At 64.0% G+C, this 13442-nt stretch carries 16 protein-coding genes, 2 pseudogenes and 1 other annotated feature; of the genes and pseudogenes, 17 read left to right on the top strand and 1 reads right to left on the bottom strand.

Annotated elements, in window-relative coordinates; translation table 11 throughout:
- The 6 genes and pseudogenes from GD1_RS25565 to GD1_RS22600 form a co-directional block, all read left to right on the top strand.
- Nucleotides 1-341: pseudogene (locus tag GD1_RS25565) on the top strand (IS1380 family transposase); the annotation flags it as partial.
- Nucleotides 335-550 (top strand): annotated as a pseudogene (locus GD1_RS22620) (ArsR/SmtB family transcription factor); the annotation flags it as partial. The pseudogenes GD1_RS25565 and GD1_RS22620, both read left to right, overlap by 7 nt.
- Before the next feature lie 601 nt (nt 551-1151).
- Nucleotides 1152-2258, top strand: a complete 1107-nt coding sequence (locus GD1_RS22615) for a tyrosine-type recombinase/integrase (RefSeq protein ID WP_059039735.1) — start codon at nt 1152-1154, stop codon at nt 2256-2258.
- Nucleotides 2255-2587 carry a helix-turn-helix domain-containing protein gene (locus tag GD1_RS22610; protein ID WP_059039727.1) on the top strand — a complete coding sequence of 111 codons (333 nt, stop codon included), beginning with the start codon at nt 2255-2257 and terminating at the stop codon, nt 2585-2587. The genes GD1_RS22615 and GD1_RS22610 overlap by 4 nt, the downstream gene beginning before the upstream one ends.
- Before the next feature lie 359 nt (nt 2588-2946).
- A complete protein-coding gene (locus tag GD1_RS25560; RefSeq protein ID WP_307190367.1) occupies nt 2947-4098 on the top strand; it encodes a site-specific integrase in 1152 nt (383 codons plus the stop codon).
- Nucleotides 4099-4243: 145 nt separating this feature from the next.
- Nucleotides 4244-4534 (top strand): HigA family addiction module antitoxin, encoded by a 291-nt coding sequence (locus tag GD1_RS22600; protein ID WP_059039725.1) that lies wholly within the window; start codon nt 4244-4246, stop codon nt 4532-4534.
- 77 nt (nt 4535-4611) lie between these two features.
- Here GD1_RS22600 and GD1_RS24505 read toward each other — a convergent pair whose 3' ends face one another.
- The gene (locus GD1_RS24505) at nt 4612-4965 is read right to left on the bottom strand and encodes an Rv2640c family ArsR-like transcriptional regulator (protein ID WP_083534631.1); all 354 of its coding nucleotides are present in this window, start codon (nt 4963-4965) and stop codon (nt 4612-4614) included.
- Nucleotides 4966-5060: 95 nt separating this feature from the next.
- On the opposite strand from GD1_RS24505, the gene GD1_RS22590 reads away from it, so the two are divergent.
- The 11 genes from GD1_RS22590 to GD1_RS24875 all read left to right on the top strand — a co-directional run.
- Nucleotides 5061-5516 carry an ArsI/CadI family heavy metal resistance metalloenzyme gene (locus GD1_RS22590; protein ID WP_059039731.1) on the top strand — a complete coding sequence of 152 codons (456 nt, stop codon included), beginning with the start codon at nt 5061-5063 and terminating at the stop codon, nt 5514-5516.
- 124 nt (nt 5517-5640) lie between these two features.
- A complete protein-coding gene (locus GD1_RS22585) occupies nt 5641-6015 on the top strand; it encodes an ArsR/SmtB family transcription factor (RefSeq protein WP_157079593.1) in 375 nt (124 codons plus the stop codon).
- Nucleotides 6012-7127 carry an ACR3 family arsenite efflux transporter gene (gene arsB / locus GD1_RS22580; RefSeq protein ID WP_059039721.1) on the top strand — a complete coding sequence of 372 codons (1116 nt, stop codon included), beginning with the start codon at nt 6012-6014 and terminating at the stop codon, nt 7125-7127. Before GD1_RS22585 ends, arsB begins: the two co-directional genes overlap by 4 nt.
- Nucleotides 7127-7567, top strand: coding sequence for an arsenate-mycothiol transferase ArsC (locus tag GD1_RS22575; protein ID WP_059039718.1), 441 nt, complete (start codon nt 7127-7129; stop codon nt 7565-7567). Before arsB ends, GD1_RS22575 begins: the two co-directional genes overlap by 1 nt.
- A 40-nt stretch (nt 7568-7607) precedes the next feature.
- Nucleotides 7608-8273: an arsenate reductase/protein-tyrosine-phosphatase family protein gene (locus GD1_RS22570; RefSeq protein WP_059039716.1), complete on the top strand. Its 666-nt coding sequence runs from the start codon at nt 7608-7610 to the stop codon at nt 8271-8273.
- A 105-nt stretch (nt 8274-8378) separates the two neighbouring features.
- Nucleotides 8379-9800, top strand: a complete 1422-nt coding sequence (locus GD1_RS22565) for an FAD-dependent oxidoreductase (protein WP_059039715.1) — start codon at nt 8379-8381, stop codon at nt 9798-9800.
- Nucleotides 9801-9853: 53 nt separating this feature from the next.
- On the top strand, nt 9854-10321 hold the full coding sequence (locus GD1_RS22560; protein ID WP_059039713.1) for a GNAT family N-acetyltransferase: 468 nt from the start codon (nt 9854-9856) through the stop codon (nt 10319-10321).
- Nucleotides 10322-10806: 485 nt separating this feature from the next.
- The gene (locus tag GD1_RS22555) at nt 10807-12174 is read left to right on the top strand and encodes a pentapeptide repeat-containing protein (protein ID WP_162128908.1); all 1368 of its coding nucleotides are present in this window, start codon (nt 10807-10809) and stop codon (nt 12172-12174) included.
- Nucleotides 12175-12185: 11 nt separating this feature from the next.
- On the top strand, nt 12186-12452 hold the full coding sequence (locus GD1_RS22550; protein ID WP_157079591.1) for a hypothetical protein: 267 nt from the start codon (nt 12186-12188) through the stop codon (nt 12450-12452).
- A gap of 49 nt (nt 12453-12501) precedes the next feature.
- Complete coding sequence (locus tag GD1_RS22545) at nt 12502-12819, top strand: transposase (RefSeq protein WP_059039708.1); 318 nt, start codon at nt 12502-12504, stop codon at nt 12817-12819.
- Nucleotides 12780-12908, top strand: a sequence feature (AL1L pseudoknot). (Overlaps the previous gene by 40 nt.)
- The coding region (locus tag GD1_RS24875; protein ID WP_169798215.1) for an IS3 family transposase at nt 12822-13442 on the top strand (621 nt) is incomplete at its 3' end. Its footprint overlaps the feature before it by 87 nt.

Raw genomic sequence — 13442 nt, 5'->3', positions numbered from 1 at the left:
TCGCCGACACCCTCGCCACGCTTCGCCGCATGGACCTGGGCAGCAGTGTTCGGCCGTTGCTGCGGGCGGACTCCGCGTTCTACGGCCACGCCACCATCGGCACCGCGATCAAGGCCGGCGCGGACGTGTCCATCACCGTTCGGATGGACCCCGCGGTGAAGACGGCGATCGCGACGATCCCCGAGGACGGGTGGGAGACAATCGAGTACCCGAACGCGATCCGTGACGAGGTCACGGGCGGGTGGATCTCGAAGGCCGAGGTCGCCGAGGTGCCCTTCGTCGCGTTCCGTTCCCGGAAGATCGCCGAACGGGTTGAAGGACGACTGGTGGTCCGACGGATCTCGCCGACTCGATCGGCATGGAGCAGTCCGCGGTCTCTCACCAACTGCGGCTGCTACGCAACCTTGGTCTTGTCGTCGGTGCACGCGCCGGCCGCTCGATCACCTACAGCCTGTACGACACTCATGTCGCGCAGCTGCTCGACGAGGCCGTCTACCACTCGGAACACCTACGCCTTGGACTCGTCGACCGCCCGAAAGACGCCGGCTGACCACCACCCGGAGGCGGGCAGCACAATATGTGGATAATCACGATTATCCACATATTTGTACGTAAACCGTTGTCCTACAGGGCAATACGTCTCACCAATGCGTCACGGTGACGAAACGCGCGTATACAGATCCGGGCTCAGGCAAGGGCAATGAGGGCTCATCAGCTCGGTCGCCGGCGCGGTGCGCGTGCACTCTCAGGTCTTCATGGATTCAGGCCGAATGTCGGTCAACTCTCATGTTTTCCTGGATTACTCTCACCTTTTTCTGGGATCGGACATTGGCCGCATCTGCGAAAGATGTTGCATCACAACGGAATACGCCGATAACGACGATTATGTCAACCTGAACCCTGCGTATTGCATCAGATGAATCACCCCGAATCCCCCACGCCGGGTGGATCGTGTTTCATCTTATCGCGTCGTGACCTGCGTATACATGCCCGTTCAGCCATGCCGGGTGTCGACAGTCGGACGAGCTGCGGTCACGCCGGCCGCCGGCTTGCTTGATTGCGGCGCTCGATTGACCTGCGGGTATTGACCTACCGTCTCATTGGATGCATCATTGAATCATCAGATGAATCCGATTCTGGTGGAGGTTCCGATGCAGATCGATGAGGTCGGCCGAGTGCATCTGGTCGAATCTGTGCCGCTTCTGCGGCCCGAGGAACGTGTCGTCGAGTTGATGCTCGACGGATGGCGGAACCAGCAGTTGTCCAGGAATCTGCAGTTCTCCACGATCGATCGGCGTGTGCGCTGTGTGCAGAGGTTCATTGAGCACTCGAATGAGGAGCCGTGGAACTGGTCGCCGGTGATGGTTGAGGAGTTCTCTGCGGACCTTCGGTCGGTTCGTCACGTGACGCACGCGACGTTGCGTGGCTACCACAGTTCACTGCGGGCATTCTGTTCGTACATCTGCAACCCCGACTACGGGTGGGACCGCGTCTGCGAGCAACTGTTCGACGCGTACCCGGCGCAGGTCTTTTCTGCTTGGAACACAGCGAGCCACGTCCAGGAGTACGACGGCCGGGCGAGCAAGCGCCCGTACACCAAGGAGGAGCTTCAGGCCTTGTTTGAGTACGCGGACGATGAGGTCGCTCGGATCGGTGCAACTAGCAAGAAGGGCTGGCAGGCGGCCTACCGGGACGCCGCGATGATGAAGGTCGCGTATGCCTACGGTTTGCGGTTCAACGAGCTTACTCACCTACAACTGGTGGACTTCGCCCGCAATCCTCATGCTCGCGAGTTCGGGAAGTTCGGGGTGTGCAAGGTCCGCTACGGCAAGGCGTTCCGCGGATCACCGCCGAAACCCCGGTCGGTGTTGACTGTGTGGCGGTGGACACCTCCGATCATCGAGGATTGGATCGCAAACGGGCGAGGCGATCCCGACAGCCTTGATCTGTTCTGCAGCGAACGAGGTGGTCTGGTGGTGGGGTCGACGCTCCTTCGTCGTGTACGGCGCTACTGCGTTGATCTCGGTACCCCCGACGGAGTGGATTTGCATTCGTTTCGGCGGTCGTACGCCACCCATCTACTCGAGGATGGGTGGGATCCCCGGTTCGTGCAGGACCAGATGGGCCACGAGTACGCCTCGACTACGGGGATCTATCAGTTCACCTCGGACGACTTTCGGCGGTCGACGTTGAGGTCGGTGTTGGACCGGACGGTGACGAAGGCATTGGACAGCACGACGAAGGGCACTCCCGAATGAAACGCAAGGTCGATTACACGTGGCGGCTGGCGGAGTTGATGGCTGCGCGCGGAATGAACACGACCACGGACTTGATCCCTTTGCTCGCCGAACGCGACATCATGTTGTCCCGCCCCCAGGTCTATCGGCTGGTCAACCAGCGACCTGAGCGGGTGTCGTTGCAGTTGATGTCGGCGTTGTGCGACATCTTCGGGTGCGGCCCAGACGCCCTTCTCACAGTCACCGCCGTCAATGCTCGCGAGCACCACCGAGCCGCCAATGCCGGCCCGAACGTTGTGCGGTTGGACCGCGCGGTTCGTCCACGGCGGGCCAACATCCTCGACGAGTAGCAGCCACGATGTGAGGTGAGTACCGGATGGAACCTGACGGCCTAGTCCCCTATCGGCCAGTACGCGGCCGGCCACGAATGACGTATGGACCGTGGGTGTGCGATCGTTGCGGTAGATCGACCACACGGACGCAGGCGCACTGGCCCGAAGGCAGAATCTGCTTCACCTGCTGGTTCACCGCAATCCACACTCACGGGACGTGCCCAGTATGCGGCGCCGAACGGCTCCTTCCGGGCCCGCCTCTCCCCGACGGCACGCCAGTGTGTGGACCGTGTGCGGGTATCGTCGACGACTTTCGGTGCAGCCGCTGTGGAGAGGAGTCCGGTCACCACCGCGGGACGATCTGCGCTCGCTGCGCGGTGCGTGACGACCTGCACGAAATCATGGGTGGGCCGCCGTCGGACCCGCTTCTCGTTGGCCTGGTCGACGCCCTCTGCGCCGCCAAGCGGCCCGAGTCGACGCTGATCTGGAAACGGTCACCGAAAGTCCAGGAACTGCTGCACGGGCTAGCGACCGGCACAATCGCCGCCACCCACGAGGGTTTGGACACTCGGCCCGGTCGGGCGGCTGAGCATCTGCGGAACGTGATGGAGCACCACGGCTTACTGCCACCTCGAGATCGGTGGCTACCACGTTTCGAACAGTGGATCGACGACAAGCTCATCGATCTACCTGCTGAGGTCGCCAGGCCCGCTCGCCACTTTGCGACGTGGCACCATCTGCGGCGGATTCGCGCGATCGCCGATGCCGGCGGCGATACCCAGCCGTCGGTGCGATCGGCGAAACAAGAGATCACCGAGACCGTCAAGTTCCTGAGCTGGTTGTGGTCCACCTACGGACGCACGATCGAGACCTGTACACAGCGCGACGTCGACCAATGGATCGCAACAGGACCAACGACGCGATACACCATCCGAACGTTCCTGGTCGTGTGCAAACGAGACAGGCTCAACGCCACCGTGCAGCTCGGCCACCGGGCTCCAAAGACGTCGCCATCGCTGACCCAAGAACAGAGGATCGCCTGGATCAGGGAACTACTTACCGGCGAGAGTGAAACGCTCCCCTACAGGGTCGCCGGGGTCCTGATTCTCCTGTATGCGCAGCCGCTGAGAAGCATTGTCCGACTGCAGACATCATCGATCGTCGACGGCACTCCGATGGCGATCACGTTCGGCAAGCACCCTGTTGATGTGCCTGAACCGTTCGCTCAACTCGTCCGTGACCTGCTCGCCCGTCGCACGAACCTACGCACCAGCGGACACGGCAATCCCTGGTTGTTCCCCGGCACGCACGCCGGAGATCACCTACATCCGGACACGATCATGCACCGCCTGCGCCTGATCGGCATGAGTAACCTCGGTGCCCGCAACAGCGCACTCGACGACCTCGTCCTAGAGTGCCCTCCTCCGATCGTCGCCGACGCTCTTGGCTACAGCCACCAGGTCGCGTTCCATCACGCCGAACGATCCGGCGAGACATGGGCGCGCTACGCGGGCCGACGAATCCGCTGACCGGTCACGAGTGCAACACCAACCGCGACGTCACAGGGTCCACGCAAAGGTACCGACTAAGTCCGCAGGGTGTACCGTGTGCCGGTACGCGATACATTCGACGTGGAGATCCTCGATTGTCGCCGACCTGACTTGGAGGGCTCTAATGGCCAACTTCGCACCCATCCATCCCGGCGAAACGCTCGCGAAAGACTACCTGCCCGAATACGGGCTCTCCCAGCGCGGGCTCGCCGCGGCAATCCACGTCTCGGCAGGCCGCATCAACGACATCATCCTCGGGCGCCGCGGCATCAGCCCGGACACCTCGATTCGCCTCGGCCGACTCTTCGGTCAGTCCGATGCTTTCTGGCTCAACATGCAGGTGCACTACGACCTCGAATTGGCCCGCACGACCACCGACGTCTCAGAGATCAGTCCCCTAGTGATCACTGGGTGAGATAGCCAGACGCCACCGGTGGCGGCCATGGTCAGGCCGGTCTTTCCAAGTAGCGACCGCTATGCCGATCAGGCCGGCTAGCAGCATGTGTTCAGGACGCCTCGAAGTGCTTCCAGTGCGTCCGGTTCGGCGCGATGCAGGACGTTCACGCCTCGACGCTCGGAGCTGACAAGGCCTGCCTTTTTGAGTTGACCGAGGTGGTGGCTCACCGTACCCGCCGAGAGTGCGAGAGCCTCGGCGAGATCACTGGTGCTGATCGCACCTGGTCGGGCGCCCATGAGGATGGAGACCAGCTGAATTCGCGCCGGATCGGCCAGCGCCTTGAGTCGGAGCGCCAGCTCAAGTGCCGCATCGGCTTCCATCGGACCTGCGGAGATCGGTGCACAGCAGATCGGAGCGCTGATATCGACCACAGGGAGCGTCTTGGGCATGACCCCAACCTACCCATCCGTTGACATATGTCAAACTCTGGTCTAGAACTTGAGGCGCAACACTTTTGATGTATGTCGAATCCTTGGAGGATCTCATGTCACGCGTCCAACTCGCCCTCAACGTCGACGATCTCGACCAGTCGATCGCCTTCTACACCAAGCTGTTCGGCGTCGGCCCGGCGAAGGTCAAGCCGGGCTACGCCAACTTCGCCGTCACTGAGCCCGCACTGAAGTTGGTGCTCCTGGAGAACCCCGGCCAGGGCGGCAGCATCAATCACCTCGGCGTAGAGGTCGACTCCAGCGAGAAGGTGCACGCCGAGATCGCCCGATTCACCGCAGAGAAGCTGTTCACCGAAGAGGAGATCGGAGCAACCTGCTGCTTTGCCACTCAGGACAAAGTGTGGGTCACCGCTCCCGACGCCGAGCGGTGGGAGGTCTACACCGTGTTGGCCGACGCTGAGACGTTCAACGGCGAACCGGTCGCTGCCGCGGTCCCCGCCGGCGAATCTACGTCCGCGGCATGCTGCACTCCCGCGGCGAACTGCTGCTGAACGCAACCTTCTCTTAGGGCGCCAGGCTGGTCGCCACCCGATGTTCGGGTGGCGACCAGTCTCGTGTCGAACGTGGACTGCATGCACCCTTGCGACCAGTATTGATATCTGTCAATATCGATGTATGTCGAACTCGATTCCGTTGACCGATGTCACTGTGCGGTGCTCGCCGTTGGTGCGTGAGCCCCTCTCGGAGCGGCAGTCGGTTGATCTTGCTGTGGTGTTCAAGGCGCTCGCCGACCCGATCCGGTTGCGACTGTTCAGCTTGATCGCCAGCCACGAGGGCGGTGAGGCGTGCGTGTGTGACATCTCCCCGGCCGTCGACGTTTCGCAACCGACGATCTCCCATCACCTGAAGGTCCTCAAGAACGCCGGTTTGCTCGAGTCTGAGCGCCGCGCGTCGTGGGTGTACTACCGCGTTGTCCCCGATGTTCTGTCCTCGCTCGCCGGCATCCTGCAGTCCGGCGAGCTCGCTACCTCGATGGAGGTTCACTCGTGACCAGCCCCACCCCGACGGCCGGGCATCAGCCGGTCGTCGGCAAGCTCTCGACTCTGGACCGGTTCTTGCCGGTGTGGATCGGCGTCGCCATGGTCGCCGGTCTGCTGCTGGGTCGGATGATCCCTGGACTGAACACCGCATTGGAGAAGATCCAGGTCGACGGCGTTTCACTGCCGATCGCCCTGGGCCTGTTGATCATGATGTACCCGGTCCTGTCCAAGGTGCGCTACGACCGCCTCGACACCGTCACCGGGGATCGCAAACTACTGCTGGGATCGCTGCTACTGAACTGGGTGCTCGGCCCAGCGCTCATGTTCGCCCTCGCCTGGATCTTCCTGCCCGACCTGCCCGAGTACCGCACCGGCCTGATCATCGTCGGCCTCGCACGATGCATCGCCATGGTGATCATCTGGAACGATCTTGCCTGCGGCGATCGTGAGGCAGCAGCTGTCCTGGTGGCCCTCAACTCGGTGTTCCAGGTGATCATGTTCGCCGTCCTGGGTTGGTTCTACCTCTCAATCCTGCCGGGCTGGCTGGGCCTGGAACAGACGACTATCAGCACCTCTCCGTGGCAGATCGCCAAGTCGGTGCTGATCTTCCTCGGCATCCCACTGCTCGCCGGGTACCTGTCACGCCGGATCGGCGAGAAGACCAAGGGCCGCGACTGGTACGAAGCGAAGTTCCTGCCCAAGATCGGGCCGTGGGCACTCTACGGACTGCTGTTCACGATCGTCATCCTCTTCGCCCTGCAGGGCGAACAGATCACCTCCCGTCCCTGGGACGTCGTCCGCATCGCCGTGCCACTGTTGGTCTACTTCGCAGTGATGTGGGGCGGCGGCTACCTCCTAGGCGCAGTCATGGGCCTGGGCTACGAACGCACCACCACGCTTGCGTTCACCGCGGCAGGCAACAACTTCGAACTCGCCATCGCCGTCGCGATCGCCACCTACGGCGCGACCTCTGGCCAAGCCCTCGCCGGCGTAGTCGGCCCGTTGATCGAGGTCCCCGTGCTGGTCGGCCTGGTCTATGTCTCCCTCGCCCTACGCAAACGCTTCCCCCTCACCCCGTCCTCTACCTCCGCTTCCGCGGACTCTTCTAGGAGCATGAACTGATGCCCGACAACCTGACGATCACCGAGAACGCGGCCGCACCGAGTGTGCTGTTCGTGTGTGTGAAGAACGGCGGCAAGTCTCAGATGGCCGCCGGCCTGATGGGCAAGGCCGTCGGCGAGGCCGTCGAGGTGCACTCGGCTGGAACCAAACCCGGCACCGCAGTCAACGGGCTGTCTGCCGAGAGCCTGACCGAAGTCGGCATCGACATCACCGGCGAGACTCCCAAACCCATCGATCCCGAGTTGCTCGCCCGCGTCGACCTGGTGGTCACCCTCGGCCGCGAAGCCGTGGTCGACGCCCCTGCCGGGGTCAGGTTGATCAACTGGGACACCGATGAACCGTCCGAGCGCGGAATCGACGGGATCGAACGGATGCGCCTGGTCCGCGACGATATCGCTGCCCGCGTCACCGCGCTGGCAGCCGAACTCACCGCGCGCTAGCGCCGGAGCGGGTCGGGATCTACGAACCGGGAGAAGCCTGATGAACGCCGACGCCACGACCGAATCAGCCGGGACACCAGATCTGCTGATGCCCCAAGCCCTGCTATCGCGAACCGCGGAGAGGCTCGCCGCCCAGTACCGCGGGATCGTGTCCGAACAGACCGTCGAACGGGTCGTATTCGAGTCCTACACCGCGCTGCGGCGCACGTCCCGCATCCACACTCACCTGGTGACCCTGACAGGCAGGTTCGCCGCAGAACGCCTCGCCGCCCTAGCGCAGTCCACCGGCGCAACCACCACGACCGTGCCCGAAGTGCTGTTCATCTGCGTCCACAACGCTGGCCGCTCACAGATGGCCGCCGCGCTCCTGACCCACCACGCGTCAGGACGAGTGCACGTACGTTCAGCCGGGTCTCTACCCGCGGCGGACATCAACCCGATCGTCGAGCGAGCCATGAGGGAGATCGGCCTTGATCTCGCCGCCGAGTTCCCCAAGCCGCTCACCGACGATGTGGTCGCGGCCGCGGACGTCGTGATCTCCATGGGCTGCGGCGACGCCTGCCCGATCTACCCGGGCAAGCGGTACCTGGACTGGCAAGTCGCCGACCCCGACAACCACCCCATCGAGACCGTTCGTCTGATCCGCGACGACCTCAACTACCGCGTCCGCGACCTCCTCGCCGAGCTCCTACCTGCCACTACCTGACCGACGCTGATCGGTCTGCCCGCACGCTCCCGCGACTTCTCCCACCAGCGCGGTGCCCTGCTCTACCTCACATACCCCGTGTCCCTTCGGAAGGAACCGACACCCATGCCTGCACGCAAGATCATCGCTATCGGCGGATCAGACGCCGGAATCTCCGCCGCACTGCGGGCTCGCGAGCTCGACCCAACCAGCGAGGTCACCGTCGTCGTCGCCGACGCCTACCCGAACTTCTCCATCTGCGGCATCCCGTACTACGTCTCCGGCGAAGTTACGCACTGGAGCAACCTCGCCCACCGCACCGCCGCCGACCTCGCCGCCACCGGCATGACCGTTCATACCGACACCCGGGCCACCGCGATCGACACCGCCGGGCACCGCCTCACCGTCACCGGGCCCGACGGTGTCTCACGAGACCTCGACTATGACGCCCTCATCGTCGGGACCGGCGCGGTCTCAGTGCGGCCACCGATCACCGGCCTCGACCAACTAGGCCCTGACGACGGCGTTCACCTCCTGCACTCGATGGACGACACCTTCGCCGTCATGAACACCCTGACCACCACCGACCCGAAGACCGCGATCATCATCGGTGCCGGCTACATAGGCCTGGAGATGGCCGAAGGGCTCACCACCCGAGGCCTAGCCGTCACCCAGATCGAAGCCCTCCCCGAAGTCCTCCCCACCGTCGAACCAGAACTCGGCACCCTCGTCCACGACGAACTGGTCCGCAACCGAGTCGACGTACTCACCAACACCCTGGTCACCGCCATCGACCGCGCCGACAACGGCGACCTGACCGTCACCACCGCGAGCGACGGCCACACCGACCACCTCACCGCCGACCTCGTGCTCGTCGTGGTCGGCGTGCGCCCCGACACCGACCTCGCCGCCGCCGCCGGCGCCAACCTCGGAATCAAGAACACCATCGCAGTCGACGAACAGATGCGCACCAACCTGCCGGACGTCTTCGCCGCCGGCGACGCCGTCCACACCCACCACCGCCAACTCGGCATCACCTGGCTCCCACTCGGAACAACCGCACACAAGCAGGGCCGCGTCGCTGGTGAAAACGCCCTCGGCGGAACCGCCCGCTACACCGGCTCCCTCGGAACCCAAGTCGTCAAAATCTTCGACCTCGTCGCCGCCCGCACCGGGCTCAAAGAAGCCGAAGCCCTCACAGCCGACCGCGGCTGGACACCGGTATCGACCACCTCGACACCCGATGACCACAAGGCCTACTACCCAGGCGCCACCCCGATCAACATCCGCATCACCGCCGACCAGAAGACCGGCACACTGCTCGGAGCCCAACTCATCGGCCACCGCACCGCCGAAATCGCCAAACGGATCGACACCTACGCCACAGCCCTGCACCACGGCATGACCGTCGAAGCGCTCAGCGAACTCGACCTGTCCTACACCCCACCCCTGGGATCACCATGGGACGCCGTCCAAATCGCCGCCCACAACTGGGTACACGAGCACCGCCTGCACGCCCAGCGCAGCGAACTGAACCCAAACCAGTGACCACCAGCAGCAACCCCACCGAGCCCCACACAACACGCGCGGTCATCGCACCAATGGCGCCCGAACACGGACCCCAAGTCCTCGCGATCTACCAAGCCGGCATCGACACCGGCAACGCAACCTTCGCGACCGCCGCCCCAACCTGGCCCGAGTTCGACCGCGATCACCTACCCGACCACCGATTCGTTGCCCTCGACCCCAACGGCAACGTCACCGGATGGATCGCCGCATCACCGGCATCGAGCCTGTGCGCCTACACCGGCGTCATCGAACACAGTTCGTACGTCGACCCCAACCACTCCGACAAGGGCGTCGGCACAGCCCTCCTACAAGCGCTCATCGACTCCACCGAAACCGCAGGAGTGTGGACCATCGAAACAGGAATCTTCCCCGAGAACCACGCCAGCCTCGCACTGCACCACGCCCACGGATTCCGCACCGTCGGAACACGAGAACGCATCGGCCAACACAACGGCCACTGGCGAGACGTCGTCCTCATCGAACGCCGCAGCAACGCCTAACATCGCCGGATATGCGCAATTTCGAGCGCACCAACCACAGCAATACGCATCGAAGTGATACGCAGGGTGTCCAGTAAAAGCTGTAATGTTGCAACAGATGCAGGCGGACCTACTTCTCTCGTTGTGATCGGTGTCGGGTGACAACGCAACTGAGACTTTGACACCCTACTTGGGACTTGATGACACTTACCTGGGAGATCACGGTGCTCGTGGCGTCGGCGGGGGCTGCGATGTCGGCGAGGGTCGGGTGGGTGACACCGGACCCCGAGCTAGAAGCGCTGAGGGGTGGAGTGCGCCGAGGTGATCTACGGCCCGGCACGTGGAGACGCCCGACCTCGTTTACGGCGGACAGACCTTCGACGAATGTCTGGGACCACCTCGATCGCATCGCCGGACTAGATTGCCCTTTGTGACTTCGCTCCCGATCGAGTCTTTGCGCGGCGGGAACGTCGAGGATGGAACCGGATGGGCGTGGGAGGGCACAGGTGGACGGCGAGGCGACAACTGATGCCGAACGGCAACTCCTAGAGGCGGTATCGGCCGGCGGCGGCACGGTCGACCTCCGCACGCGGCACGAACGTTCGAGACCAGAGCCCCCCTCTCCCGACGACGCGGCAACGTGGGGATCCGATCGCACGGTGCGGGCAGGATTCCTCCAGCACCTCCTGCTTACGCTGGGCACGCCGATAGCCCTATACGGTGCCCGCATCGACGGCGACCTCGACCTCGACAACACCTCGCTACCCTCAATCAACCTCACCCAGTGCATAGTCGATGGCCACGCCTGGTTCAACCACGCGATCTTCACCGGTGGCGCCTGGTTCGACCGCGCGACCTTCACCGGCGTCGCCGGGTTCAACCACGCGACCTTCACCAACACCACCGTGTTCTTACACGCGACCTTCACCCGCGACGCCGGGTTCAACCACGCGACCTTCACCCGCGACGCCGGGTTCGACCGCGCGACCTTCACCCGCGACGCCGGGTTCGAGCACGCGATCTTCACCCGCGACGCCAGGTTCAACCACGCGATCTTCACCGGCAACGCCGTGTTCGAGCACGCGACCTTTACCGGCGCCGCCAGGTTCGACGACGCGACCTTCACCGGCGTCGCCGTGTTCGACCACGCGACCTTCACCGGCGACGCCGGGTTCACCGACGCGACCTTCACCAGCGACGCCAGGTTCACCGACGCGACCTTCACCGGCGACGCCAGGTTCGACCGCGCGACCTTCACCGGCGACGCCGGGTTCGACCGCGCGACCTTCACCAGCGACGCCGGGTTCTACCGCGCGACCTTCACCGGCGACGCCGGGTTCTACCGCGCGACCTTCACCGGCGACGCCAAGTTCACCGACGCGATCTTTGCTGGCGGCGCGCAGCTGTCCGGCTGTCGTTTTCGGCGTCTTGAGTTGGTAGGGACGGTGTGGTCGGGGCCTCTGGTCACGGTTGGTCTTGTCGCTGGCGTTGTCGATGTGAGCGCGGCTGTGTTCGATGTGCCGGTCCGGGTTGAGCTGGTCGCGGGCAAGGTGTTGGGGCAGAGTTTACGAGCGAATCATCGCTTCCATCTGGTGCTTGCCGCTGCGCGACTTGATCTCACCGCCGCGGACCTGGCCCCGGGGTCGTTGATCGAAGCGATGGAGATGCCCGCACTCGCTGACAGATTCGTGTCGATACCACCACTGTTCGACAACAATGGTCGTGTAGCGAAGCCGTCTCCAGTGATGCGCTTTGATGAGTTCCTGGGAATCATTCTGGAGCACTATCGTCTCGACACGTACTTGAGGGAACTGTTCGCCGGCCCCGGGCCGGCCGGGGTGTGTCGTTGCAGCGGGCACATGTGGCCGGGGTGAGGCTGGCCGGGATGGATCTCACCAAGTGCGTTTTCGAGTCGGCGGATGGGCTTGATGGCCTGTGGATCTCGGACACGTGCGTGCTGCAGGGAGCCACCGACGCTGACCCCGGGTGGCGGCTGCTCCGTCTTCGTCGGTTGCGAGCTAGGCGCCGGGTGATCTTCGACGAGGTACTCGAACGCCGCCGAGCTCGTGGCGTCCCGCCCGATCCGACGATTCCCGACGAGGCCAACCCGCAAGCCACCGGTGTGCCGGTCCCGACTGAGGCTTCGGTGTGAACCGCCCCGGGTTTGTCGGAGGCTCTCGAACCTGTGGAGGATAGAGAGCATGGCAGCACCTCGGAAGTACAGCGTTGAGCTGAAGGAGCGGGCAACGCGGATGGCGGTGGAGGCCCGTCGGGACCCGGCTACGCGGCCGGGTGCGCTCAAACGGATCGGCGACCAACTCGGCGTGCATCCTGAAGCGCTTCGGACGTGGGTCAAGCAGGCCGAGATCGACGGCGGCGTGCGTCCGGGAACTACGACCAGCGATGCGGAGCGGATCGCGCAGCTGGAGCGGGAGAACCGTGAGCTGCGGCGGGCGAACACGATCTTGAAGCAGGCCTCGGCTTTTTTTGCGGCGGAGATCGACCGCCCACAGCGTTGATCGTGGAGTTCGTCGCGACCCACCGTGACGAACACGGAGTCGATCCGATCTGCGCGGCCTTGCGCAATACGGCCGCCCAGATCGCTCCGTCCACGGTGCGAGCTCATCTGAGCTCTCGACGAGTCGAGGCACCACGAGTGGTCCGTGACCGCGAGATCCTCGGTGAGATCCGCACCGTGCATGCCGACAACCTCGGTGTCTACGGTGCTCGTAAAGTACACGCCGAACTACGCAGAAAGGGGTTCGACGTGGCCCGCTGCTCCGTCGAGCGATTGATGAAAGCCGATGGGCTGCAAGGGATACCGCGGTTGAAGACACGTAAGACCACACGCAGTGAGGGGGCCGAGACGCCGCAGCCAGCCGATCGGGTCAAACGGCAGTTCACCGCAGAAGCGCCGAATACCTTGTGGGTCGCCGACCTGACCTACATCCGCACCCACTCCGGCTGGGTGTACGCGGCCTTCATCCTCGACGTGTTCTCCCGCATGGTCGTCGGCTGGCAGGTCTCAACCACCATGCATACCGACCTCGCGCTCGACGCCCTGGACATGGGGTTATGGGCACGCTCGCGGGCCGGCCAGGATGTGGCCGGGCTGATTCACCACTCCGACCGCGGAGTGCAG

Source organism: Gordonia desulfuricans NBRC 100010 (genome assembly GCF_001485495.1).
Taxonomy (GTDB): Bacteria; Actinomycetota; Actinomycetes; order Mycobacteriales; family Mycobacteriaceae; genus Gordonia; species Gordonia desulfuricans.
The sequence above is the reverse complement of the archived record's forward strand: the minus strand, read 5'-3'. Positions and strand labels throughout refer to the sequence as shown.